23 protein-coding genes are annotated in these 25788 nt (G+C 60.2%); 18 read left to right on the top strand and 5 right to left on the bottom strand.

Annotated features, from left to right (window positions below; translation table 11 throughout):
• Positions 1 to 31: 31 nt before the first annotated feature.
• Entirely contained in the window at positions 32 to 1951 is a 1920-nt protein-coding gene (locus ACA062_RS07905; protein ID WP_497455888.1) for a hypothetical protein, read from the top strand.
• Positions 1952 to 2149: 198 nt separating this feature from the next.
• On the opposite strand, the gene uraH is transcribed toward ACA062_RS07905, so the two are convergent.
• Positions 2150 to 2503, bottom strand: a complete 354-nt coding sequence (gene uraH / locus ACA062_RS07900) for a hydroxyisourate hydrolase (RefSeq protein ID WP_497455887.1) — start codon at positions 2501 to 2503, stop codon at positions 2150 to 2152.
• A 422-nt stretch (positions 2504 to 2925) separates the two neighbouring features.
• Between uraH and puuE the strand changes: the two genes are divergently transcribed.
• The 8 genes from puuE (at position 2926) to ACA062_RS07860 (ending at position 11052) form a co-directional block, all read left to right on the top strand.
• Positions 2926 to 3852 (top strand): allantoinase PuuE, encoded by a 927-nt coding sequence (puuE, locus tag ACA062_RS07895; RefSeq protein ID WP_497455886.1) that lies wholly within the window; start codon positions 2926 to 2928, stop codon positions 3850 to 3852.
• A complete protein-coding gene (gene uraD, locus ACA062_RS07890) occupies positions 3849 to 4364 on the top strand; it encodes a 2-oxo-4-hydroxy-4-carboxy-5-ureidoimidazoline decarboxylase (protein WP_497455885.1) in 516 nt (171 codons plus the stop codon). Before puuE ends, uraD begins: the two co-directional genes overlap by 4 nt.
• A 99-nt stretch (positions 4365 to 4463) precedes the next feature.
• Entirely contained in the window at positions 4464 to 5459 is a 996-nt protein-coding gene (gene alc / locus ACA062_RS07885) for an allantoicase (RefSeq protein ID WP_338922273.1), read from the top strand.
• 116 nt (positions 5460 to 5575) lie between these two features.
• Positions 5576 to 6079, top strand: coding sequence for an ureidoglycolate lyase (locus ACA062_RS07880; RefSeq protein WP_497455884.1), 504 nt, complete (start codon positions 5576 to 5578; stop codon positions 6077 to 6079).
• Positions 6080 to 6129: 50 nt separating this feature from the next.
• Positions 6130 to 7434, top strand: coding sequence for a urate hydroxylase PuuD (locus ACA062_RS07875; protein ID WP_497455883.1), 1305 nt, complete (start codon positions 6130 to 6132; stop codon positions 7432 to 7434).
• A 156-nt stretch (positions 7435 to 7590) separates the two neighbouring features.
• Positions 7591 to 8949, top strand: a complete 1359-nt coding sequence (locus tag ACA062_RS07870; RefSeq protein WP_497455882.1) for a nucleobase:cation symporter-2 family protein — start codon at positions 7591 to 7593, stop codon at positions 8947 to 8949.
• Between the two features lie 156 nt (positions 8950 to 9105).
• Positions 9106 to 9891: an outer membrane protein OmpK gene (locus tag ACA062_RS07865; RefSeq protein ID WP_497455881.1), complete on the top strand. Its 786-nt coding sequence runs from the start codon at positions 9106 to 9108 to the stop codon at positions 9889 to 9891.
• Positions 9892 to 10266: 375 nt separating this feature from the next.
• Positions 10267 to 11052: an outer membrane protein OmpK gene (locus ACA062_RS07860; RefSeq protein ID WP_497455880.1), complete on the top strand. Its 786-nt coding sequence runs from the start codon at positions 10267 to 10269 to the stop codon at positions 11050 to 11052.
• Between the two features lie 161 nt (positions 11053 to 11213).
• Here ACA062_RS07860 and ACA062_RS07855 read toward each other — a convergent pair whose 3' ends face one another.
• Both ACA062_RS07855 and ACA062_RS07850 read right to left on the bottom strand, forming a co-directional pair.
• A complete protein-coding gene (locus tag ACA062_RS07855; protein WP_497455879.1) occupies positions 11214 to 12386 on the bottom strand; it encodes a patatin-like phospholipase family protein in 1173 nt (390 codons plus the stop codon).
• Between the two features lie 155 nt (positions 12387 to 12541).
• A complete protein-coding gene (locus ACA062_RS07850) occupies positions 12542 to 13474 on the bottom strand; it encodes a lipid A biosynthesis lauroyl acyltransferase (RefSeq protein WP_497455878.1) in 933 nt (310 codons plus the stop codon).
• A gap of 117 nt (positions 13475 to 13591) precedes the next feature.
• Between ACA062_RS07850 and minC the strand changes: the two genes are divergently transcribed.
• From minC to ACA062_RS07810, 8 genes are all read left to right on the top strand, one after another.
• Positions 13592 to 14329 carry a septum site-determining protein MinC gene (gene minC / locus ACA062_RS07845; protein ID WP_497455877.1) on the top strand — a complete coding sequence of 246 codons (738 nt, stop codon included), beginning with the start codon at positions 13592 to 13594 and terminating at the stop codon, positions 14327 to 14329.
• 201 nt (positions 14330 to 14530) lie between these two features.
• Positions 14531 to 15343, top strand: a complete 813-nt coding sequence (gene minD, locus ACA062_RS07840) for a septum site-determining protein MinD (protein WP_497455876.1) — start codon at positions 14531 to 14533, stop codon at positions 15341 to 15343.
• Complete coding sequence (gene minE / locus ACA062_RS07835; protein ID WP_007944431.1) at positions 15343 to 15597, top strand: cell division topological specificity factor MinE; 255 nt, start codon at positions 15343 to 15345, stop codon at positions 15595 to 15597. Before minD ends, minE begins: the two co-directional genes overlap by 1 nt.
• A 172-nt stretch (positions 15598 to 15769) precedes the next feature.
• A complete protein-coding gene (locus tag ACA062_RS07830; RefSeq protein WP_030131660.1) occupies positions 15770 to 16405 on the top strand; it encodes an RluA family pseudouridine synthase in 636 nt (211 codons plus the stop codon).
• Between the two features lie 212 nt (positions 16406 to 16617).
• Positions 16618 to 17907, top strand: coding sequence for a M18 family aminopeptidase (locus ACA062_RS07825; RefSeq protein WP_497455875.1), 1290 nt, complete (start codon positions 16618 to 16620; stop codon positions 17905 to 17907).
• A 123-nt stretch (positions 17908 to 18030) separates the two neighbouring features.
• Positions 18031 to 18207 (top strand): hypothetical protein, encoded by a 177-nt coding sequence (locus ACA062_RS07820; protein ID WP_497455874.1) that lies wholly within the window; start codon positions 18031 to 18033, stop codon positions 18205 to 18207.
• A 76-nt stretch (positions 18208 to 18283) separates the two neighbouring features.
• Positions 18284 to 20440, top strand: coding sequence for a mechanosensitive ion channel domain-containing protein (locus ACA062_RS07815; RefSeq protein ID WP_497455873.1), 2157 nt, complete (start codon positions 18284 to 18286; stop codon positions 20438 to 20440).
• A gap of 67 nt (positions 20441 to 20507) precedes the next feature.
• Positions 20508 to 21845, top strand: coding sequence for an amidohydrolase (locus tag ACA062_RS07810; protein WP_497455872.1), 1338 nt, complete (start codon positions 20508 to 20510; stop codon positions 21843 to 21845).
• Positions 21846 to 21921: 76 nt separating this feature from the next.
• On the opposite strand, the gene ACA062_RS07805 is transcribed toward ACA062_RS07810, so the two are convergent.
• Entirely contained in the window at positions 21922 to 23595 is a 1674-nt protein-coding gene (locus ACA062_RS07805; protein ID WP_497455871.1) for a DEAD/DEAH box helicase, read from the bottom strand.
• 422 nt (positions 23596 to 24017) lie between these two features.
• Here ACA062_RS07805 and ACA062_RS07800 point away from each other — a divergent pair, with 422 nt between their 5' ends.
• Positions 24018 to 24809 carry a crotonase/enoyl-CoA hydratase family protein gene (locus ACA062_RS07800; protein ID WP_497455870.1) on the top strand — a complete coding sequence of 264 codons (792 nt, stop codon included), beginning with the start codon at positions 24018 to 24020 and terminating at the stop codon, positions 24807 to 24809.
• A 133-nt stretch (positions 24810 to 24942) separates the two neighbouring features.
• Here ACA062_RS07800 and ACA062_RS07795 read toward each other — a convergent pair whose 3' ends face one another.
• Complete coding sequence (locus ACA062_RS07795; protein ID WP_497455869.1) at positions 24943 to 25698, bottom strand: spermidine synthase; 756 nt, start codon at positions 25696 to 25698, stop codon at positions 24943 to 24945.
• Positions 25699 to 25788: the final 90 nt, after the last annotated feature.

The raw sequence follows: 25788 nt of genomic DNA, 5'->3' as shown, positions 1-25788 counted from the left end.
ATCAAATCAGTACTTTATGAGAGTGAAATCAATGGCTAAGCCACCCAAGAAAGTTCCTGGTACCGGTTCACCCGATCTGCCCTCGACATCCACCAGATCGGTGTCTGCGGATAACTCGACCCTCGTAGACCTCGTCAACACCGGTATCCCCGGCTCGTCGTCGCAAGGTACCGATACAGCAACAGGCACACACTTATCGGATGCCTCGCCGGGCGCAGGCACTCATCAGCAATCCGTCGTGGTCAGTGATTTGCCCGGCGCAGCTACCCGTTTGGTTGAAACCTATCTCAGATCGATTACCTGGCCCGCGGATCAAACTCATCTCTTGCGTCCGATCGGAAACGACACCGGGCTTTTCGAGAGCCCGGATGGCAAGACCTACGCCAACCTTGGGGAAGAAGGCCATTTACTGGTCGAGCGTACTATCAATGATCAATACCAGGTCCCCTTCCCCATTGCTCCAGGCGTGTCCGGCCCGGTTCTGACAAAAGTCGACAGTCAGCCGCGTTGGCGTGCCGAAAGACCTGACTGGCTGTCAGCCGGTTCAGGTGCAGATGCGCAAGCTCAAACTGTTGTTGCACCCGTGACGCCATCAGCGCCCACCGTTGTTCCTGCGCATCTTGCAGGCTTGCTGACAAAAGCGGAAAGCTCCGTGGACGGGATCCGTTACGACAAGCACAAAAGGACGTATGTCGATATGCAAGAAGGCACCGTCCTGGTCCGCAAGAACGAGGACGGCGACTATCAGGCGAGCTCCGCCAGTGAGTTGGTCCCGTCCGGTGCACCGCTCGAACGGATCCCTGGAACGAACCTCTGGCGAGCAAAAGCACAGACCGTTACACCGAATACTCACCAACCGCCTGCCGAACCGGGTGAGCCCACTCCTGGCCCGAGCAAACGTCCGCGCCTGGATGAAGACAGTAGCCGCGCCGCCGATACAGACATCATTGCCGAACACCTTCTCTCGACTGACTCGACCGCAATGGATCTTTCCTACGGCCTATGGCGAAACTGGGGAACAGACACACCGCCTGAATCAGGCCAATCCATAGAAATAGACGGGCTTCACTATCCGATCGTGCCTCAAGTCATGCAGCCCGCTACTCGTCTTGTCTATTTGCAGCACCCGGGATTTTCACCGGCGCGATATGACGCTTTCGAGCAGATGCTGTTGGACACTCCCTCGCTGCAACCAAAATGGGCCATTAGAGACGATGACCAGTGGAAGGTGGTGGAGAGCCGCCTTCCGTTTGAAATGTCCCTGTCTCAATACGTCGCCAGTTCGTTCAAGTATTTGTCGAATCATTCAGCGAATGCGATCGCTAGAGCGGTATTCAATCAAACCAGTCATTTCTCAACCATCGACGCCCATGGACTCGCGCTGATGAGTCGGACATTTCATCACTGGATAGATAGAGCCAGTACCGCCGCGCCCCGTCGAGAGCTGGCCGACCCGTTGATGATGCTACCTAATCTGCCCACAGCCCTGAGCGGCACCGACACCATCATTTCACTGCCCACGCCGTCTGCCGAGGCATTGCTGCGACTCGACTTCGATCCAGGACGATGCCCTCAAGCATGGAGTGAGTATGTAACGAACGCGCCAGGCGCCAGCCTTCGAAGCCTGTTCAGCACTGTTCTGGAAGATAACGGCTATACCGTGAATCGTGCGACCCGCCTGCTCAGCGAGGACGCCTTGCTGTTTCACCGGGAAGGACTTGACGCTGTATTCGTGTTGAGATTCCCCGTCACCACGCTACTTGGCAACATGAAACGTCACGCTGCGCCGGGTTCCGAACTGAACGATCCGGCGTACCGGGCCAGAATTGGCGAAGCGCAATGGCAAGAACTGAGCAATCGCCTCGACCTGGACAACGTCATCTATCTGCTGGGCAGTACTCAACCCGTCAGCTCAGATCAGACCACCCTCGTCATCGTTAGAGAAGGTTGATTCCTCGCCCCTTCGCAACCGAGCCTTTTTGTTACCAGAGGAGGCCGAGAGGACTGCTGGACGTTCTCGCGGATCCGCGCGGGAACGTCGGCAACTGCCCATGTCCGGCGAACAAAAAAAAGCCCGCAGTGTGAGCGGGCGAAAGACCAAAGAAGCTATATGCGCAGTCGCTTCGATGTTGAGTAAGCCAATGGGGGATCAGCTTCCTCGGTACGTGGAATAGCTGTACGGCGAAATCAGCAACGGCACGTGGTAGTGATCTTGCTCGGCAGAGATGCCAAACCGCAGCACCACGACATCCAGAAACGCCGGCTCCGGAAGCTGCACGCCTCGGGCGCGGTAGTAGTCGCCCGCATGAAACTGCACCTGATAGACCCCGGAGCGGTAGTCATCGCCTTGCAGCAGCGGTGCATCGACACGGCCGTCGCTGTTGGTGATCGCGGTGGCGACCAGTTCCAGCTGCGAGCCTTCAACGCGGTACAGCTCGACCTTGATCAAGCTGCCCGGGCAACCATGTGCAGCGTCTAAGATGTGTGTAGTCAAACGTCCCATTGATTCTGCGCGCCTGGCTGCGTGGAGCAGTCAGGCCTCGCGCCTCCCGAAGTCAGTTGAAAAGGAGACCGCAGCGGTTCGGAGCACGATACGCTGCGGCGAGACATCGATTAAGACACTTTTAAAAAAAATTGTACACAATAAAAACGACATTTTTCCCCCGACTCCCGCCATCCGGGGGTTCCCGACGAAGTCGCCTTCGCACCATGGAATAAAAGGACCTCCTACCCAATAGCTGACCGATCAGGCAGGTTTCTTGCAGCATCAAGCCATAATGACCGTTAGGGAAAAATGCGAAAAAACAGGCTTACAATGTTGATATAAAGTTGTATACAATCAAACCATCGCTGTGACACCAGCCTGCCACCCCAACACCAGGGCTGTCACACAACCTGTCAACACGAACAAGAAGGAAGACTGCAGTGAGCGCTGACTATCCACGCGACCTGATCGGTTACGGCAGTAACCCTCCTCACCCACACTGGCCGGGCAACGCCCGTATCGCCCTGTCCTTCGTCCTCAATTATGAGGAAGGTGGCGAGCGCAATATCCTGCACGGCGATAAAGAATCCGAAGCCTTCCTCTCGGAAATGGTCTCGGCGCAACCGCTGCAAGGCGCGCGCAACATGAGCATGGAATCCCTGTACGAGTATGGCAGCCGTGCCGGCGTCTGGCGGATTCTGAAACTGTTCAAGGAATTCGACATCCCGCTGACCGTCTTCGCCGTGGCCATGGCCGCCCAGCGCCATCCGGATGTGATCCGCGCGATGGTCGATGCCGGCCACGAGATCTGCAGCCACGGCTATCGCTGGATCGACTATCAGTACATGGACGAAGCACAGGAACGCGAGCACATGCTCGAAGCGATCCGCGTGCTCACCGAAATCACCGGCGAACGCCCACTGGGCTGGTACACCGGCCGCACCGGCCCGAACACCCGTCGCCTGGTGATGGAAGAAGGCGGTTTCCTCTACGACTGCGACACCTATGACGACGACCTGCCCTACTGGGAACCGAACAACCCGACCGGCAAGCCGCACCTGGTGATCCCGTATACCCTGGACACCAATGACATGCGCTTCACCCAGGTCCAGGGTTTCAACAAGGGCGACGATTTTTACGAATACCTCAAAGACGCCTTTGATGTGCTGTATGCCGAAGGTGCCGAAGCGCCGAAAATGCTGTCGATCGGTTTGCACTGCCGCCTGATCGGCCGTCCGGCGCGTCTGGCTTCGCTCAAGCGTTTTATCGAATACGCTAAAAGTCATGAACAGGTGTGGTTCAGCCGTCGCGTCGACATCGCTCGCCACTGGCACGAAACCCACCCGTACCAAGGGACTACGAAATGAGCACCTTTCAAACCCTGAAGCCATCGACCCTGAGCCGCGACGCCTTCGTCGCCGCTTTCGCCGACATCTACGAACATTCGCCATGGGTGGCCGAGAAGGCCTTCGACCTGGGCCAGGACGCTTCGATCGACGAGATCGAAACCCTGCACCAGCGCATGAGCGACATCCTGTTGAGCGCCGATCACGCCAGTCAATTGGCCTTGATCAACGCTCACCCGGACCTGGCCGGCAAAGCCGCCGTCCAGGGCCAGCTGACCGCGGCCAGTACTGAAGAACAGTCTGGCGCGGGTATTCACCAATGCACGGCCGAAGAGTTCCAGCGCTTCACCGAGCTGAACGACGCCTACAAGGCCAAGTTCAAGTTTCCCTTCATCATGGCGGTAAAAGGCAGCAACCGGCATCAGATCCTCGCGGCGTTCGAAACGCGCATTCACAACCCGGAAGACACCGAGTTCAAGTGCGCGCTGGCGGAGATCAACAAGATCGCCCTGTTCCGTTTACTGACCCTATAGCGAGCAGCTCTTGTAAAAAGCCCAGGCGCCACTTAACGCAGGAATCGCCCAGGGCACTGCAAGCATCCCAAGCCAACTAATTAAAGGCAGACAAGAAGAATGAAAGCTTACGCCGTACCTTTCGAGAAGTTCGTCAACCTGGCCGACGCCCGCCTGGGCACCAAAATCATCTCGGTCACCGATGACTGGTTCGCTGATGCCAACCGCCTGTTCCAGCCGACCCCGGCTGTGTGGAAGGAGGGCGTGTTCGATGACAACGGCAAGTGGATGGACGGCTGGGAGTCGCGCCGCAAGCGCTTCGAAGGCTACGACAGCGCCGTGATCCGCCTGGGCGTACCGGGTTCGATCAAAGGCGTGGACATCGACACTTCATTCTTCACCGGCAACTTCCCGCCGTCTGCCTCCCTGGAAGCGTGCTTCCTGGCCTCGGGCGAGCCGGACGACAACACCCAGTGGACTGAAGTGCTGTCCGCCGTCGAGCTGCAAGGCAACAGCCACCACTACCACGAAATCAGCAACGACCAGGCGTTCAGCCACCTGCGCTTCAACATCTATCCGGATGGTGGCGTGGCCCGTCTGCGCGTGTACGGCATTCCATTCCGCGACTGGTCCGCTGTCGGCGACAACGAGCAAATCGACCTGGCTGCAGCCCTCAACGGTGGCCGCGCCCTCGCCTGCTCCGACGAACACTTCGGGCGCATGAGCAACATCCTCAACCCGGGCCGTGGCATCAACATGGGCGACGGCTGGGAAACCGCACGTCGTCGTACGCCAGGCAATGACTGGGTGATCGTCGCGCTGGGTCATGCCGGCGAGATCGAGAAAGTCATCGTCGACACCCTGCACTTCAAGGGCAACTACCCGGACACTTGCTCGATTCAGGGCGCATTCGTGAAAGGCGGCACCGACAGCCAGATCGAAACCCAATCGCTGTTCTGGCGCGAACTGCTGCCGGCGCAGAAACTGGAAATGCACGCCGAACACACCTTCGCCGAGCAGATCAAGGCGCTGGGGCCGATTACCCACATCCGCCTGAACGTGTTCCCGGATGGTGGTGTGAGTCGCCTGCGGGTTCTCGGCAAGGTCGCGAAGTAATGCTGAGCCTGTAGGAGCCGGCTTGCTGGCGAAGGCGTCTGTGAGGGCGCCTTCGCTGGCAAGCCAGCTCCTACGAAAAGCAACACACCAACACATTTGAGATTAAGAAGACCAGCATGCGCACACTGACGATTGAACCGCTGACCAAAGAAGCTTTCGCCCCTTTCGGTGACGTGATCGAAACCTCTGGCCGCGATCACTTCATGATCAACAACGGTTCGACGATGCGCTTCCATAAACTGGCGACGGTGGAAACCGCCACGCCAGAGGACAACGCGATCATCAGCATCTTCCGCGCCGACGCGCAGGACATGCCGCTGACCGTCTGCATGCTGGAGCGTCACCCGCTGGGCAGCCAGGCTTTCATTCCGCTGCTCGGCAACCCCTTTCTGATCGTGGTCGCGCCACTTGGCGATGTACCTGTATCGGGCTTGGTCCGCGCCTTCCTCACCAACGGCAGGCAGGGCATTAATTACCATCGCGGCGTTTGGCACCATCCGGTGCTGACGATCGAAAAGCGGGATGACTTCCTGGTGGTTGATCGCAGTGGCACAGGCAATAACTGCGATGAGCATTTTTTCAAAGAGGATGAGCGTTTGATCCTTGCCCCCCACCAATAAGAGAAGGTCCGATCACGCGACATAAGCGTGACGGGCGAGAGGTAAAGACTGTGGAAGCACATCTGTTGGAATGGCTGAACCTGAGCGTACGCTGGGTTCACATGATTACTGGCGTGGCCTGGATCGGTGCGTCGTTCTATTTCGTCTGGCTGGAGAACAACCTCAACCGCGTCAACCCGAAAAACGGCCTGGCCGGCGACTTGTGGGCGATCCACGGCGGCGGTATCTACCACCTGGAAAAATACAAACTGGCCCCACCGACCATGCCGGACAACCTGCACTGGTTCAAATGGGAAGCCTACTTCACCTGGTTGTCGGGGATCGCGCTGCTGTGCGTGGTGTTCTACTCCAACCCGACGCTGTACCTGCTGGCACCGGGCAGCACCCTGAGCGGCCCTGAAGGCGTGGCCATCGGTCTTGGCTCGTTGTTCATCGGCTGGTTCATCTACTCCTTCCTCTGCGACTCGGCCCTGGGCAAGCGCCCTGCCCTGCTGGGTTTCATCCTGTTCGTGCTGATCATCGGCGCCGCCTACGGCTTCAGCAAGGTGTTCAGCGGTCGTGGCGCGTACCTGCACGTCGGCGCGATCATCGGCACCATCATGGTCGGCAACGTGTTCCGCATCATCATGCCGGCGCAACGGGCACTGGTGGCGGCGATCGCCGAGAACCGCACGCCCGATCCGGCACTGCCGGCCAAAGGCCTGCTGCGTTCGCGTCACAACAACTACTTCACCTTGCCGGTGCTGTTCATCATGATCAGCAACCATTTCCCGAGCACCTACGGCAGCCAGTACAACTGGCTGATCCTGGCCGGGATCGCGGTACTGGCGGTGTTGGTGCGTCACTACTTCAACACCCGTCACGACAGCCACAAATATGCCTGGACCCTGCCCGTGGCAGCGGTGGGCATGATTTGCCTGGCCTACGTGTCCGGTCCGAAGCCGATGTCCAGCGCCCCTGAAGTGGCCAACGCCCCGGCGAAGATCGAATACCAGCCTCTGCCGGAAACTGCAGTGGGCGGTGGTTTGAAACCGGCTGAAGCAAAACCTGCGCAGGCGCCTGCAGCCGCCCCGGCGCAAGCGTCCAACGCAGGTCCGAGCTTCGACAAGGTGCACAGCGTGATCCAGGAACGTTGCTCGGTTTGCCATTCGGCCAAACCGACCAGCCCGCTGTTCAGCGCCGCACCGGCCGGTGTGATGTTCGACACCCCCGAGCAGATCCGCCAGAACGCCGCGCGGATCCAGGCGCAAGCCGTCACCAGCCAGATCATGCCGCTGGGTAACATCACCCAGATGACCCAGCAGGAACGTGACCTGATCGGTGCTTGGATCGTGCAGGGCGCTTCGACTCAATAATCGCTGAAAAGCTTCGCTGCGGTGCGGCGATCCGACAAGCCTCGCTCCTACAAGGACAACATCCATCCTGTAGGAGCGAGGCTTGCCCGCGAATGGCCGCGCCGCGGTCAACCCCGCTGCACAAAATCACAAGAATAAAAAAATCCGAGGTGTTGCATGTCCGAGCTATCCGAAGCGCGCATCCCCGACGCACCCGCCATTCAACGTTTGCCCCTGTTGCAACTGATCCTGGTCGGTCTGCAACACGTTTTGCTGATGTACGGCGGAGCCATCGCCGTGCCGCTGATCATCGGTCAGGCCGCCGGCCTGAGCCGTGAAGAAATCGCCTTCCTGATCAACGCCGACCTGCTGGTCGCCGGGATTGCCACTATCGTGCAATCGCTGGGGATAGGCCCCATGGGCATCCGCATGCCGGTGATGATGGGCGCCAGTTTCGCGGCCGTCGGCAGCATGGTGGCGATGGCCGGCATGCCGGGCATCGGTATGCAGGGGATCTTCGGCGCGACCATTGCCGCCGGGTTCTTCGGCATGCTCATCGCGCCGTTCATGTCCAAAGTCGTGCGTTTCTTCCCGCCGCTGGTCACCGGCACGGTCATCACCTCGATCGGTTTGTCGCTGTTTCCCGTGGCGGTGAACTGGGCCGGTGGCGGTGCTGGCGCCGCACAATTCGGCTCGCCGATTTACCTGGCCATCGCGGCCCTGGTACTGGCCACCATTCTGCTGGTTCATCGTTTCATGCGCGGTTTCTGGGTCAACATTTCCGTACTGATCGGCATGTGTCTGGGCTACGTGATCTGCGGCTTGATCGGCATGGTCGACCTCAGCGGCATGGCCCAGGCACCGTGGCTGCAAATCGTCACCCCGTTGCATTTCGGCCTGCCGAAGTTTGAGCTCGCACCGATCCTTTCGATGTGCCTGGTGGTGGTGATCATCTTCGTCGAGTCCACCGGGATGTTCCTCGCGCTGGGCAAGATCACCGGCCAGGAAGTCTGCCCGCGGATGCTGCGTCGCGGTTTGCTCTGTGATGCCGGCGCCTCGTTTTTCGCCGGGTTCTTCAACACCTTCACCCACTCCTCGTTTGCGCAGAACATCGGCCTGGTGCAGATGACCGGCGTGCGCTGCCGCTCGGTGACGATTGTCGCCGGCGGTTTGCTGGTGGTGTTGAGCCTGCTGCCGAAAGCGGCATTCCTGGTGGCGTCGATTCCACCGGCGGTATTGGGCGGTGCGGCCATCGCCATGTTCGGCATGGTCGCCGCCACCGGCATCAAGATTCTCCAGGAAGCCGACATCGGTGACCGTCGCAATCAGTTGCTGGTGGCGGTGAGTATCGGCATGGGATTGATCCCGGTGGTGCGCCCGGAATTCTTCGCCCACCTGCCGCTGTGGATGAGCCCGATCACCCACAGCGGAATTGCGATGGCCACGCTGAGTGCGCTGTCGCTGAACCTGCTGTTCAACATCCTCGGCGGCGCCGAACGCGCGGCCATCAACGACTGCCACGCTCCCCTGCACTGACCCCACAAACCCCCTGTAGGAGCCGGCTTGCCGGCGAAGGCGGTGTATCAGACGACATTGATGATGAAAGTTACGGCCTCATCGCTGGCAAGCCAGCTCCTACAGAGGTCAGTGGCTGCCTGCGCCTCAAACAATAACAACAAGAGGGAGCAACAGATGATTCGGACACAAACAAACATGGTGTTGTGCGGTGGTCTTCTGGCCGCCAGCCAGGCTATGGCCGGCGATTTATTGCTGTGGCAAACCAACAGCCTCAGCTATCTATACGGCAAGAATTTCGCGATCAACCCGTCGATCCAGCAGACGGTGACGTTCGAACATGCCGACAAATGGAAATACGGCGACAACTTCCTGTTCGTCGACAAGGTCTTCTACAACGGCGAACAAGACCGCAGCAAAGGCCGTCACGCCTTTTACGGTGAGTTCAGCCCGCGCCTGTCCTTCGGCAAGATCCTCGACCGCCGCTTCGAATACGGCCCGATCAGGGACGTGCTGCTGGCCATGACTTACGAGTATGGCGAAGGTGAAAGCGAGGCCTACCTGATCGGCCCCGGCTTCGACCTCGCGGTGCCGGGCTTCAACTATTTCACCCTTAATTTCTATCATCGCCAGACCGAAGGCCCGCGCCCCGGCGACGGTGTCTGGCAGATCACACCCACCTGGTCGTACAGCATTGCACTGGGCAAATCGGACCTGTTGATCGATGGTTATCTGGACTGGGTGGTGGACAATGACCAGAACGAGCGCGGCACCTACCACGCCAACCTGCACATCAACCCGCAGATCAAATACGACCTCGGCAAAGCCCTGGGTTGGGGCCAGAAGCAGTTCTATGTCGGCACCGAATACAGCTACTGGAAAAACAAGTACGGGATCGAAAACAGTTCGAACCTCGACACCCGTGAAAACACCGCCAGCCTGCTGGTGAAGGTGCATTTTTAAGATGGCCCGCAACCGTACCCCCATCCTGAGGTCCGTGCGCTGTTGCGGGGCACTTGAGACCTGGCCAAGGAGTCAGTATTCTCCGCGGCCGCCCGAATCCGCTTTAAAAAAAAGCCCGGATTTAATTCCTGACCAGAAAGCCAACTTATCCCGGCTCTGGACGGTATCAAGGCCACCCAAAACTCCTCTCAATCGACTGTTTTCGAGCAGCCGAGCGGGAGTTTTTGTGCGTTGCGAAAGCCTTGGCGCAGCGCTTGCCAACAGCCATGAAGCTGACCGATTGGACGAATTTTTACAGCTTGAGAACAAGGCGCCAGACCAGAGCGCCGACCTTAAAAAAATAACGTGGAACACCTACTTTTTGGGAGCAACCGAATGAAACGTACGTGCACTAGCCTGATGCTCGCGGGATCCTTGCTGGCCGGTGGCCAGGCCATGGCCGGCGATTTGCTGCAATGGCAGAACAACAGCCTGACCTATCTGTATGGCAAGGACTTCCAGGTCAACCCGCGCATTCAGCAGACGGTGACCTTCGAACACGCCGATGGCTGGAAATACGGCGACAACTTCATGTTCGTCGACAAGATCTTCTACAACGGCAAGGAAGATTCCTTCGCCGGTGAGAACACCTACTACGGTGAAATCAGCCCGCGCCTGTCGTTCGGCAAGATCTTCGATCAGAAACTCGAGTTCGGCCCGATCAAAGACGTGTTGCTGGCCATGACGTACGAGTTCGGTGAAGACGATACCGAGTCGTACCTGATCGGTCCTGCTTTTGACCTGGCGATCCCGGGCTTCGATTACTTCCAGCTGAACTTCTACAACCGTCATACCGAAGGCGACCGCCCCGGTGACAATATCTGGCAGGTCACTCCGGTCTGGTCCTACACCATCCCGGTGGGCGATTCGAACATCCTGATTGATGGCTTCATGGACTGGGTGGTCGACAATGACGTCAACAAAAAAGGCGAATACCACGCCAACCTGCACTTCAATCCACAGGTCAAATACGACTTGGGCAAGGCGCTGAACCTGGGCGAGAAGCAGTTGTACGTCGGTGTCGAGTATGACTACTGGAAAAACAAGTACGGTATTGAAGACAGCCAGGGTTTCAAGACTGATCAGAGCGTGACCAGCTTCCTGGTCAAGGTTCATTTCTGATTCAGCGGCGTCTGCAGTGACGCCATCGTCGGAACGCCGCCCGGAGCAAGCTCGCTCCCACAGTTGATCGGCGGTGATCACAAATAATGTGTTCACAGGAGATCGAATGTGGGAGCGAGCTTGCTCCGGGCGGCGTTCCGACGATGGCCACGCCGCCGATCTCAAGCGGGGACCACAGGCTCCGCCAACCCGAGAAACCGGGATAACTCATCCCGCTTGGCCAACGCATCCCGCCGCCCCAGATCAATCAACTCGCTGCAATACCCCGCCTCGAACAGCAAATAACTCAACACCCCCGCCCCGCTGGTCTTGGTCGCCCCCGGCCCGCGCAGGAACAGGCGCAGCGCCGCCGGCAATTCCTGGCGATGGCGCGCGGCGATTTCGTCGATCGGCTGGCTCGGCGATATCACCAACACCTCTACCGGTGCCACGCCGAGCGCCCGGGTCGGTGTGCCGTCGGGCAGCAGATGACTGAACTGATTCAGACGCTGCAGCAACTCGATGTCGCTTTCCAGGCTGTCAATGAACGTGCTGTTGAGCATGTGCCCGCCGATCTGCGCCAGGGTCGGCTGCTGGCCGGTGTAGGCCCGTTGCAGCGGCTGCTGCGGATCGACGCCGCGGGGGTTGCCGCTGACACCCACCACCAACACCCGGCTGGCGCCCAGGTGCAGGGCCGGGCTGATCGGTGCCGATTGGCGTACCGCGCCATCGCCGAAATATTCTTCGCCGATTTTCACCGGGGCGAAGAGCAAGGGAATGGCGGAACTCGCCAGCAAATGTTCGACCGTCAATTGAGTCGGCACGCCGATTCGTCGATGGCGCAACCAGGCGTCGATGGTGCCGCCGCCCTGATAAAAGGTCACGGCCTGGCCGGACTCGTAACCGAACGCGGTCACCGCCACTGCCTGCAGCTGCTTCTGCGCAATGGCCTGGTCAATACCGCTCATGTGCAGTTTGTCGTTGAGCAGTCCGCGCAGCGGCGAACTGTTGAGCAGGGCCACCGGAACCTGGGCACCGATGCCCAGCAGACTGTGACTGACGAAACGGCTGGCCTGATGGATCACCCCGGGCCAGTCACTGCGCAGTACCAGATGACTGCGAAAGCCCTGCCAGAATGCGGTAAGCCCCTCGATGGCGCTGCGAAAATCCATCGCCCCACTGGCCAGGCTGACCGCGTTGATCGCCCCGGCCGACGTGCCGACGATCACTGGAAACGGGTTGCTTGCCCCCACCGGCAGCAGCTCGGCAATCGCCGCCAGCACACCGACCTGATAGGCCGCCCGGGCCCCGCCACCGGAAAGAATCAAGCCTGTCACCGGTTCAGCAGGACTCATGGCAACACTCCTGTCTAATAAAATACCTAATACCTGTAGGAGCGAGCTTGCTCGCGAAAAACTTGAGACCACCGTGGGGTATCAGGCTGCAAACGTCATCGTTGACGACCTTCGCGAGCAATCGAGCGTCGACCGGCTGCTCCTACAGAGATCGATCAATCGCGTTTTGCGTACAGTTTGGGCTCGCCCGGCGGACGGCTCTTGAAGCGGCGATGGGCCCACAGGTATTGCTGCGGACATGCGCGCAACACGCCTTCGACCCACTGATTGATGCGAATGCAATCGGCCTCTTCGGACTCGCCTGGGAACCCTTCGAGCGGCGCATGGATCACCAGTCGATACCCGCTGCCATCCGCCAGGCGCTGCTGGGTGAACGGCACCACCAACGCCTTGCCCAGCCGGGCAAACTTGCTGGTGGCAGTGACGGTCGCGGCCTGAATGCCGAACAGCGGCACGAAGATACTTTGCTTGGCGCCGTAGTCCTGGTCCGGTGCGTACCAGATGGCCCGGCCGGCCCGCAGCAGCTTGAGCATGCCACGCACGTCGTCGCGCTCCACCGCCAGCGAGTCGAGGTTATGCCGCTCGCGACCGCGGCGCTGGATGTAGTCGAACAGCGGATTCTTGTGCTCGCGGTACATGCCATCGATGGTGTGCTGCTGGCCGAGCAGCGCCGCGCCGATTTCCAGGGTGGTGAAATGCACGGCCATCAGGATCACGCCCTTGCCTTCCTGTTGCGCCTTTTGCAAATGCTCCAGCCCTTCGACATGCGCCAGTTTCGCCAGGCGCTCGCGCGACCACCACCAGCTCATGGCCATTTCGAAGAAGGCGATGCCGGTGGAGGCGAAGTTTTCCTTGAGCAGGCGCTTGCGCTCGGCAGCGGTTTTTTCAGGGAAGCACAGCTCGAGATTGCGCTTGGCAATGCGCCGTCGGTCGCCGGCCACGCGATACATCAATGCACCCAGGGCGCGACCGATAACCAGCAATGCCGGGTACGGCAACTGGACAATCAGCCACAACAGCCCCAGCCCGCACCACAGCGGCCAGAAACGCGGAGAAATAAATGCTGTTCGAAAACGCGGGCGATCCATTAAAGCTTCCGTCAAGACAGTGGCCGCGCATTCTACATCGTTCGACCCGGCTTGCGGCCCGCGGGCGTTCTCGTTATAAGTCTCGGCACTTTTAGTGACAAGCCGTTGTATGCCGACATGAGCAAAATCGATCCGCTAGACCAAGATCCCGTGTTCCAGTTGAAAGGCAGCATGCTTGCCATCACGGTGCTGGAACTGGCCCGTAACGACCTCGAGAACCTCGATCGGCAACTGGCCGCCAAGGTGGCCCAGGCGCCTAACTTCTTCAGTAATGCGCCGTTGGTGCTGGCCCTGGACAAACTGCCGCCCCACGAAGGCGCCGTCGATCTGCCCGGCCTGATGCGCATTTGCCGCCAGCACGGCCTGCGCACCCTGGCGATCCGTGCCAGCCGCATCGAGGACATCGCCGCCGCCATCGCGGTCGACCTGCCGGTGCTGCCACCGTCCGGCGCCCGGGAACGTGCACTGGACCCGAACGAAGGCATCGTTGCGAAGAAACCGGAGAAACCGCCGGAGCCGACGATCAAGCCGACCAAGATCATCACGTCGCCGGTACGGGGTGGCCAGCAGATTTATGCCCAGGGTTGCGATCTGGTGGTGGTGTCGTCGGTCAGTCCGGGGGCGGAACTTCTCGCCGATGGGAACATCCATGTATACGGCCCGATGCGCGGTCGTGTGCTGGCCGGCGTCAAAGGCGACACCAAAGCCAGGATTTTCTGTCAGCAGATGAGCGCTGAACTAGTCTCCATTGCAGGCCATTACAAGGTGTCGGAGGACCTGCGTCGCGACCCTTTGTGGGGGTCGGGCGTGCAGGTCAGCCTGTCGGGCGATGTGTTGAACATCATTCGGCTTTAACGGATACTGCCGCATTTTCCAAGCATCTCTAAAACGTAGCGAAAACGGCTCAAACGAAGTAGGAAAAAGGCTACAAGCAGTGTTTACCGCAAGTAAGTGCCGCTCTGAACCGGATTCCAGCCAAGGCTGTCCGACTGCAGTAGTTTTTCAAGAGATGTTTTTCAGGGGCTAAAAGTCCTTTTTCCTTAGGGGTGAAACACCTTGGCCAAGATTCTCGTGGTTACATCCGGCAAGGGTGGTGTGGGTAAGACCACCACCAGCGCCGCTATCGGTACCGGCCTCGCTCTGCGGGGTCACAAAACAGTCATCGTCGACTTCGACGTCGGCTTGCGTAACCTCGACCTGATCATGGGTTGCGAACGTCGCGTGGTGTATGACTTCGTCAATGTCGTGAACGGCGAAGCCAACCTGCAGCAGGCGCTGATCAAAGACAAACGCCTGGAAAACCTCTACGTACTGGCCGCCAGTCAGACCCGCGACAAAGACGCGCTGACTGTCGAAGGCGTGGAAAAAGTCCTGATGGCACTCAAGGCAGACTTTGAATTCGTTGTCTGCGACTCCCCGGCCGGCATCGAGAAAGGTGCTCACCTGGCGATGTACTTCGCCGATGAAGCGATCATCGTGACCAACCCGGAAGTGTCCTCGGTACGTGACTCGGACCGCATGCTCGGCCTGCTGGCCAGCAAGTCGCGCCGCGCTGAAAAGGGCGAAGAACCGATCAAGGAACACTTGCTGCTGACCCGTTACAACCCACAACGGGTCAGTGACGGCGAAATGCTCGGCGTCGAAGACGTCAAGGAAATCCTGGCGGTCACCCTGCTGGGTGTCATTCCGGAATCCCAGGCGGTACTCAAGGCTTCCAACTCCGGCGTGCCGGTGATTCTCGACGATCAGAGCGACGCCGGCCAGGCGTACAGCGATGCGGTCGATCGCCTGCTGGGTAAAACCGTGGAACATCGCTTCCTCGATGTCACGAAGAAGGGATTCTTCGAGCGCCTGTTTGGAGGTAGGTAATGAACATTTTTGACTTCTTTCGTGCCAACAAGAAGCCAAGTACCGCCTCGGTAGCGAAAGAGCGTCTACAGATCATCGTGGCGCACGAACGCGGCCAGCGCAGTACGCCGGACTACTTGCCAGCCTTGCAGAAGGAACTGGTGGAAGTGATCCGCAAATACGTCAATATCGGGTCCGATGACGTGCACGTCGCTCTGGAAAACCAGGGCAGCTGCTCGATCCTGGAACTCAATATCACCCTGCCCGATCGCTAGTCGGTCAGACGGGAGCCACGGCGGCTCAGATACTTGAAGCTTCTGTAGGAGCTGCCGAAGGCTGCGATCTTTTGATCTTCGAATCAAGATCAAAAGATCGCAGCCTTCGGCAGCTCCTACATTGGCATTCAGGGCCTGAGCCGCCGTTGGTGTTTGTTACGAGGCTGTTTTAATGCCGCTGTCCAACATCCGCATCATCCATCAGGACGCCGCCGTACTGGTGGTGGATAAACCGACCCTGTTGCTCTCCGTCCCTGGCCGGGCTGACGACAACAAGGACTGCCTGATTACCCGCCTGCAAGAAAACGGCTACCCGGAAGCGCGAATCGTCCATCGACTGGATTGGGAAACCTCCGGCATCATTCTGTTGGCCCGTGATCCCGACACCCATCGCGAGCTGTCTCGGCAATTTCACGACCGCGAAACCGAAAAAGCCTACACCGCACTGTGCTGGGGCCAACCGGAACTCGACAGTGGCAGCATCGACCTGCCCCTGCGCTACGACCCGCCGACCAAACCACGCCACGTGGTGGACCATGAATTCGGCAAGCATGCCCTGACCTTCTGGCGCGTTTTGGAACGTTGCGGCGACTGGTGCCGCGTCGAACTGACTCCGATCACCGGCCGCTCCCATCAACTGCGCGTGCACATGCTGTCCATCGGTCATCCGCTGCTGGGTGACGGACTCTACGCCCACGAGCAGGCATTGGCCGCCTGGCCGCGACTGTGTCTGCACGCGAGCATGCTCAGCTTCACCCACCCGCAAACCGGCGAACGCTTGCGCTTCGAATGCCCGGCTCCGTTTTAAGCGGAACACACACCAACCTGTGGGAGCGGCGGTGCGGCGATCCGACTTGCCCGCGAAGGCGGCGGCACAGGCAACATCATTGTTGAACTTGAGTCAGCTTTCGCGGGCAAGCCCGCTCCCACAGGGATCACCTGCAGACGCAACACCGTCAGCCCACCGCCCATTCTGCGGCCAATACGTTAAACTGGCGCCACTGCTGTCTGGAGCTACTTATGCGCGAAGAGTTGAACCAAGGCCTGATCGACTTCCTCAAGGCCTCCCCTACCCCGTTTCATGCCACCGCCAGCCTGGTACAGCGCCTGGAAGCGGCGGGCTATCAGCGCCTTGATGAGCGCGAGCCCTGGACCACTGAAGCCAACGGCCGTTACTACGTCACCCGTAACGACTCCTCGATCGTCGCCATCAAGATGGGCCGTCACTCACCGCTGCATAGCGGTATCCGCCTGGTCGGCGCCCACACCGACAGCCCCTGCCTGCGGGTCAAGCCCCAGCCGGAACTGCAACGCCAGGGCTTCTGGCAACTGGGCGTGGAAGTCTATGGCGGCGCGCTGCTGGCGCCGTGGTTCGATCGCGACCTGTCGCTGGCCGGCCGCGTGACCTTCCGCCGGGACGGCAAGGTCGAGAGTCAGCTGGTCGACTTCAAGGCACCGATCGCCACTATCCCGAACCTGGCCATTCACCTCAATCGCGAAGCCAATATGGGTTGGGCCATCAACGCCCAGACCGAGCTGCCACCGATACTCGCGCAATTTGCCGGTGACGAACGGGTCGACTTCCGCGCTGTGCTCACCAACCAGCTCACCCTGGAGCATGGGCTGAACGCCGACGTGGTGCTGGATTACGAGCTGAGCTTCTACGATACCCAAAGCGCCGCGATCATTGGCCTGCATGGCGACTTCATCGCCGGTGCGCGCCTGGACAACCTGCTGTCGTGCTACGCCGGCCTGCAAGCCTTGCTGACGACCGAGACCGACGAAACCTGCGTGCTGGTCTGCAATGACCACGAAGAAGTCGGCTCCAGCTCCGCCTGCGGTGCCGATGGCCCGATGCTCGAGCAAACCCTGCGTCGCCTGCTGCCCGAAGGTGATGAATTCGTACGGACCATTCAGAAATCCCTGCTGGTCTCGGCCGACAATGCCCATGGCGTGCACCCCAACTACGCCGACAAGCACGACGCCAACCACGGCCCGAAACTCAATGCCGGCCCGGTGATCAAGGTCAACAGCAACCAGCGCTACGCCACCAACAGCGAAACAGCCGGGTTCTTCCGCCATCTGTGCATGGCCGAAGAAGTCCCGGTGCAGAGCTTCGTGGTGCGCAGCGACATGGGCTGCGGCTCGACCATCGGCCCGATCACCGCCAGCCACCTGGGCGTGCGTACCGTCGACATCGGCTTGCCGACGTTCGCCATGCACTCGATCCGTGAACTGTGCGGTAGCCACGACCTGGCGCACCTGGTCAAGGTGCTGAGCGCCTTTTACGCCTGCCGCGAGTTGCCGTAACCCCCAAAAACATCGCGAGCAAGCTCGCTCCCACAGGGTTTTGCGTAAACCTACGCCCATCGCCTCCGGTTGCGCAAAAGACACCTAGACTTCAATCATCCCCTTCCGACAAGGCAGTCGCCCATGATCACGATGTCTTCGTTCCACGCCATGCTGATCCCGATTCTCTCCGGGATGATCATCCTGGCGATCGGCTTCAATTTTCGCGACAAGAACATGGGCGTTTTCGCGATGTGGATCGGCATGCTGACGATTCTCGCGACCGTGGTGTTCAAGATCCTCGCCAAGCTCAACGAATAAATCCTCAACCCCGGCTCGCATTGATTTTGACAGGCTCGTACACCGGTCGATCCGCTCATCCGAGGTTGACCGCCTAGTGTTCGCTCGTCTTTTTGCCCTGCCATCCCTTCTCCTCGTCTGCCTCATGACGCTGCTGCCGTTGGCCCCTGCCCAGGCAGTCGGCTTGCCGGGCTTGCTCGGCGGTTCGGCGAAATCCCAGCCAGAGGCGCAAGAACCCCTGGGCCAGTCCCTGGACGAAGTCATCAAGTCGCTGGAGAACGATCAGCAACGGACCAGGTTGCTCGCCGACCTGAAAAAGTTGCGCGATGCCACCAAAAAGGCCCAACCCGCCGCCGAGCAGGGTGTGCTCGGGCTGATCGGCGGAACGCTGGCCAGTCTGGAGAAGCAGTTTTCCGGTGCAGACAGCCCGCTCACGCGCTGGTCCGAAGAGTACGAGCTGGCCAGGGACGAACTGAACGCCTTGATAGTGCCGGCCAATGAATGGCTGCCGATCATTTTTGCCTTTGCCATGATTCTGATGGTCTGGAGCTTGCTCGCCGCCGTGCTTATCTGGCTCAGCCACCGGGTGCGCATGCGCTTCGGCCTGACCGAAGAGTTGCCGCAACATCCCAGCGCTCTGGACATGCTGCGCTTCGCCTTGCGCAAACTCGGGCCGTGGCTGATTGCGCTGGTAATGACGGTCTACATGACCTACGCCCTGCCCTCGTCATTGGGCAAAAGCCTGGCCATGGTATTGGCGTATGCGTTGGTGGTCGGTACCTGTTTCTCGGCGATCTGCGTGATCGCGTTTTCCGTGCTCGACGGCCCGCACCGTCACCGCGCCCTGTACATCCTGCGTCACCAGGCCTTTCGGCCGTTGTGGCTGATCGGCAGCTTCGCCGCGTTCGGTGAAGCCTTGAGTGATCCACGACTGGTCGAAAGCCTCGGCACCCACCTGGCGCACACCGCTGCAACGATAGCCAATGTCCTGGCCGCGCTGTTCACCGGACTGTTCATTCTGCGCTTCCGGCGCCCTATCGCTCACCTGATCCGCAACCAGCCACTGTCCCGACGCCTGACCCGCCGCGCGCTCAGCGACACCATCGATATCCTCGGGACCTTCTGGTACATACCTGCCCTGGTGCTGGTGGGTATTTCGCTGTTCGCCACTTTTGTTTCAGCCGGCGACACCAGCACGGCGTTGCGCCAGTCGCTGATCTGCACGGTACTGCTGGTGCTGTGCATGGTCATCAACGGGCTGGTGCGCCGCCACTCGCTCAAACCGCAGCGAGGCGTGAAGCGGCATGCGCTGTACTCCGATCGCCTGAAAAGCTTCTTCTACACCCTCGCCCATCTGCTGGTGTGGCTGGCATTCATCGAGCTCGGCCTGCGGGTCTGGGGCCTGTCGCTGATCGCCTTCACTGAAGGCGAAGGCCATGAAATCAGCGTCAAACTGTTCAGCCTCGGCGGCACGCTGATTTTTGCCTGGCTGATCTGGATTCTCAGCGACACCGCCGTGCACCACGCCCTCACCCGCTCGCGCAAAGGCCTGGCCAACGCCCGCGCGCAGACGATGATGCCGCTGATCCGCAACGTGCTGTTCGTGGCCATTTTCATCATCGCGCTGATCGTCGCCCTGGCCAACATGGGCATGAACGTCACGCCGCTGCTGGCCGGTGCCGGGGTGATCGGCCTGGCCATCGGTTTCGGTGCCCAGTCGCTGGTCGCCGACCTGATTACCGGGCTGTTCATCATCATCGAAGACTCCCTGGCCATCGACGACTACGTGGACGTCGGCGGCCACCTGGGCACCGTCGAAGGCCTGACCATCCGCACCGTGCGCCTGCGGGACATCGACGGCATCGTCCACACCATTCCGTTCAGCGAAATCAAAAGCATCAAGAACTACTCCCGGGAATTCGGCTACGCCATCTTCAGGGTGGCAGTGCCTTCGAACATGGACATCGATAACGCGATCAAACTGATGCGCGAAGTCGGACAGAAGATACGCACCGATCCGCTGCAACGGCGCAATATCTGGTCGCCATTGGAGATCCAGGGAGTCGAGAGTTTCGAGTCGGGCAACGCGATCCTGCGCGCCCGGTTCAAGACCGCGCCGATCAAGCAGTGGGAGGTGTCCCGGGCGTTCAACCTGTCACTCAAGCGCCATCTGGATGAGGCCGGGCTCGATCTGGCGACGCCACGCATGAGCGTGCAAGTGATCACGGCAGGTGGCGGCCAGGTGCAGCAATAGCACTTATTTGTGGCACTCCAGTCATAGGCACTGAAGCCAAAAAAAACAAAAGTCATGGAGATTACCAATGCAGCTGACCCGCATCGCACAAACCTGTTTGCTGACCTTGTTCGGCGCACTGGCCGGCTACGCCAGCGCCGATACACTCGAAGGCGCGCGCACGCACATTGCCGAACAGGCCAAGGCCCTGGAGCCCGAGCTGCTGGAAACCCGCCGCGATATCCACGCCCACCCGGAACTGGGCAACACCGAACAACGCACCTCGCAAATGGTCGCCAAACAACTGCGGGCCATGGGCCTTGAGGTGAAAACCGGCGTCGCCCGCACTGGCGTGGTGGCCATTCTCAAAGGTGCCCTGCCCGGACCGACCGTCGCGTTGCGCGCCGACATGGATGCGCTGCCGGTCAAGGAAGTCTCGGACCTGCCTTTCGCCTCGAAAGCCAAAGGCACCTACCTCGGCAAGGAGGTCGACGTGATGCACGCTTGCGGCCACGACGCGCACACCGCCATCCTGCTGAGCACGGCGAAAATCCTGACCGGCATGCGCGACACGTTGCCCGGCACGGTGGTGTTCTATTTCCAGCCGGCAGAAGAAGGCCCGAGCGATTTTATCCCCGACGGTAAAAACACCTGGGGCGCGAAAATGATGATTGAAGAAGGCGTGATGAAATCGCCGAAACCGGACGCGGTGTTCGGCCTGCACGTCTGGGCCGGTGTCCCCGCCGGCCGGATCGCCTATCGCCCTGGCCCGACCCTGGCCAGCTCCGATGACCTGCGCATCAAGATTCTCGGCAAGCAGACCCATGCCGGGCGCCCGTGGGACGGTATCGACCCAATCACCGTCGGCGCGCAAACCATCGTCGGCCTGCAAACCGTGGTCAGCCGCCGTACCGACATTTCGTCTTATCCGTCGGTGGTCAGCATTGGCACCATCAATGGCGGCACCCGCTACAACATCATTCCCGAGTCCGTGGACATGAGCGGCACTATTCGCTCCTACGACTACGGCATCCGCCAGAAACTGCACGCCGATGTACGCCAGACCGTGGAGAAAATCGCCGAAAGCGGCGGCGCCAAGGCTGAAGTGACGATCATCGAGAAGTATGACCCGACGATCAACAACCCGGCGCTGACCGAGAAAATGCTGCCGACCTTGCGCTGGGCGGCCAAGGACGACGTGGTGCAGGGGCCGTTGGTGGGTGGCGCCGAAGACTTTTCCTTTTACGCCAAAGAGGTGCCGGGGTTGTTTGTATTTCTGGGGGGCACGCCCAAAGATCAGGACATGAGCAAGGCGGCGCCGAATCATAATCCGGGTTTCTTTGTGGATGAGGCGGCGTTGGTGGTCGGCGTGCGGACGCTGGCGTCATTGGCCACGGACTATCTCTACGCCAACGCCAAACCCTGAGTCAAAACCCGGGCATAAAAAAATCCCCGAACCAGTCGGGGATTTTTTATGTTCGATCAATCAGCCCGAGAGCGGATCAATCTTCGCGATAGCGACGCAGCTTCAACTGCTTACCGGCAACGCGAGTGTCCTTCAGCTTGGTCAGCAGACGCTCCAGACCATCTTCCGGCAGCTCAACGAGGCTGAAGCTGTCACGCACCTGGATGCGACCGATTGCTTCGCGAGCCAGACCACCCTCATTGAGGATGGCGCCCAGCAGGTTCTTGGCCGCGATACCGTCACGCGCGCCCAGCGCGGTACGGCAACGAGCACGACCTTCGGCCAATGGAACCGGAGCACGACGCTCGCGATCACCACGGTCCGGACGATCACCGGTACGCTCTGGACGATCGCCACGCGGTGCGTTATTCGGCACCAGTGGACGTTCTTTCTCGATCGCGGCCAGGGTCAGCGCCTGAGCGTTGGTTGCCTTGCGCAGCAGAGCGGCAGCCAGTGCACGCGGGGTGCAACCGATGTCGGCAGTCAGGCGATCCAGCAGATCACCGTGGGTCGATTCGGCATCAGCCACCAGCGGCGACAGGCTGTTGGTCAATTTCTTGATGCGGGCATCGAGAACGGCTTGGGCGTCCGGCAGGCGAACTTCGGCCACTTTCTGACCGGTTACGCGCTCGATCACTTGCAGCATGCGGCGCTCACGTGGAGTCACCAGCAGCAGTGCACGACCTTCGCGACCGGCACGGCCGGTACGGCCGATACGGTGCACGTAGGATTCCGGGTCGTACGGCATGTCAACGTTGAACACGTGAGTGATGCGCGGAACGTCCAGGCCACGAGCGGCAACGTCGGTCGCCACAACGATGTCCAGACGGCCATCCTTGAGGGATTCGATCACGCGCTCACGTTGGTTCTGGGCAATGTCACCGTTCAGCGCAGCGGCTTTGTAGCCTTTGGCTTCCAGGGCGCTGGCCAGGTCCAGGGTCGCTTGCTTGGTGCGCACGAACATGATCAGGGCGTCGAAGTCTTCGACTTCCAGCAGGCTCAATACAGCCGAGGTCTTCTGGTCAGCGTGAACCAACAGGTGAGCCTGTTCGATCGCGGTAACGGTCTGAGTCTTGGTCTGGATCTTCACGTGCTGCGGATCACGCAGGTGACGCTCGGCAATGGCACGGATCGACTGCGGCAAGGTAGCCGAGAACAATACGGTCTGGCGGGTCGCTGGCAAGGCCTTGAAGATAACTTCCAGGTCGTCCATGAAGCCCAGCTTCAACATTTCGTCGGCTTCGTCGAGAACCAGGTGGTTCACGGTCGACAATACTTTTTCGTCGCGACGCAGGTGGTCGCACAGACGACCCGGAGTGGCGACAACGATCTGTGCGCCATTACGGATTGCTTTCAGTTGTGGACCCATAGGGGCGCCGCCGTAAACGGCCACAACGGTAACGCCCGGCATTTGCTTGGCGTAGGTTTCGAAAGCGGTTGCTACTTGCAGCGCCAACTCACGGGTTGGCGCCAGGATCAGGGCTTGCGGCTCGCGCTTGGCAGGATCGATGCAGTGCAGGATCGGCAGGGCGAACGCAGCGGTTTTACCCGTACCGGTTTGCGCCTGGCCAATCATGTCGTGGCCGGCCATGATGATCGGGATCGATTGCTGCTGAATAGCCGAAGGCTCTTCGTAGCCAGTCGCGATGACGGCTGCAAGAATATTCGGATTAAGATTAAAAGCGGCGAAGCCGCCGGTTTCCTGGGTCATGGGTCTGCCTCTAAGTGCATCCGCAAAGACCCATGCTCCAAAGCTGCGCATGCCGTGTAAGACTCAAGAGTCGCCCTGGCTGCTTTGTCGGCGGGGATTTGCGAAAACGAATGAATGAAAAAGATTCGTCAAGGAAGAGTTCGCTGTGCGAACGTGCAGCCGAAGCTGGCTTCGGGGAATTGCGCTACCTAAACGCGGCCTGCTTAAAGGCCGGCGCGCACTATACCGGAAATCGGCCAAAAAGGGAGCATTATTTGTCGGAAAACTGACGTATACACCGTTGTGTCACAGACTTTGCGGATAATCGTGCAAGGGTCTATTTTTCAAAGGCCCCGGCCCTGCTGGCGATCGCGCTAAAACGGTTCATCGAGGCAGCCCGGACCGGCAGTCCGACAACCCCTTCCCGCCCGAGGAAATGCCCCATGAATCAGCCCGGCCGCAGTCGTGTAACCCGTGAACGCCGCGGTCATGTCCTGGTGCTCGGTCTGGATCGGGTGGCCAAGCGCAATGCCTTCGATCTCGATCTGCTCAATGAATTGAGCCTGGCGTACGGCGAATTCGAGGCCGACAGCGAGGCGCGGGTGGCGGTGGTGTTTGGCCATGGCGAGCATTTCACCGCCGGGCTCGATCTGATCAACGCCAGTGCGGCCCTGGCCGAAGGCTGGCAGGCACCGCCAGGCGGCTGTGATCCGTGGGGGGTGTTTGCCGGGCCCAGGGTGAGCAAACCGGTGATCGTCGCCGCGCAAGGCTATTGCCTGACCATCGGTATCGAGCTGATGCTGGCCGCTGATATAAACCTGTGCGCGAGCAACACTCGCTTCGCCCAGAAGGAAGTGCAGCGCGGCATTTTCCCGTTCGGCGGCGCGACGTTGCGCCTGCATCAAGTCGCGGGCTGGGGCAATGCCATGCGCTGGCTGCTGACAGGCGATGAATTCGACGCCCATGACGCCTTGCACCTGGGGCTGGTGCAGGAAGTCATGGCCAGTGAGGATTTGCTGCCGCGAGCACTCGAGCTGGCTGAGCGGATCGCCCGGCAGGCGCCGCTTGGGGTTCAGGCGACGCTGATGTCGGCCCGGCAGGCGCGTTACGAAGGAGAAACGGCGGCGGCGCAGGGGTTGCCGGCGCTGGTGAAGAAGTTGCTGGCCAGTGAGGATGCCAAGGAAGGTGTGCGGTCGATGGTCGAGAAGCGGCCTGGGGTGTTCAAAGGGCTTTGAGGGATTTATTGGCTGTGAGGGCCCCATCGCGGGCAAGCCCGCTCCCACAAGGATCGCCAGCGAACACAGATTTGTGAACGACAAATAAACCTGTGGGAGCGGGCTTGCCCGCGATGGGGCCCTTACAGACAACTCAGGTAGCCGGGCGGATGGCCTTGATCAACGCCTGCAACGAGTACCCCAACCGCGGCGCCAGCCCTTCGGCCCGGGCGATCAAGCCGTCCATGTCCAGCTCCTGATCCAGCTCCGCAGGCACCAGCAGTATCACATTGCCCTCCTTCACCGGCAGCTCCCAGTAATGCCGGTGATAAAGCCCGCGCAACAACGCTGCGCCCAACGGCTTGCCGTCATCGGTCGCCCACTGGTTGATCACCAGCCAGCCCCCCGGGTTCAGGCGTTTCTGACAGTTCTCCAGGAAGCTCCACGCCAGATGCCCGACACCCGGGCCGACATCGGTATAGAGGTCGACGAAAATCAGGTCCGCCGGTTCCGCCGTATCCAGCAGCTCCAGCGCATCGCCGACACGGATATACAGGCGCGGATCGTCATCCAGCCCGAGGTATTCGATGGCCAGGCGTGGCACGTCGGGGCGCAGTTCGATGGCTTCGACGTCTTCCAGCGGCAGGAACTTGAGGCAAGCCTGGGTCAAGGTACCGGCCCCCAGCCCGAGGAACAGCGCGTTTTCCGGCTGTTCGTGGCACAGCGCGCCGATCAGCATCGCGCGGGTGTAATCGTATTCGAGCCAGCTGGGGTCCGCGGTGAACACGCAGCTTTGCTCGATGGCATCACCGAACTCGAGAAAACGGTAATCGGCCACTTCCAGCACGCGAATCACGCCGAACTCATCCTGTACCTCGGCGAGCAGATGCTCGACGCGCTCCTCAGTCATCTTGTCTCCTGATCGTCGCCCGACAGGCAACACATTGAAACCGCGGCGTGGCGCGGCAAAGGCGCGATTGTCCGCGAAGCGACGGGAACA

Source organism: Pseudomonas sp. LBUM1679 (assembly GCF_059695565.1).
This window is presented reverse-complemented; position numbering and strand designations above follow the sequence as displayed.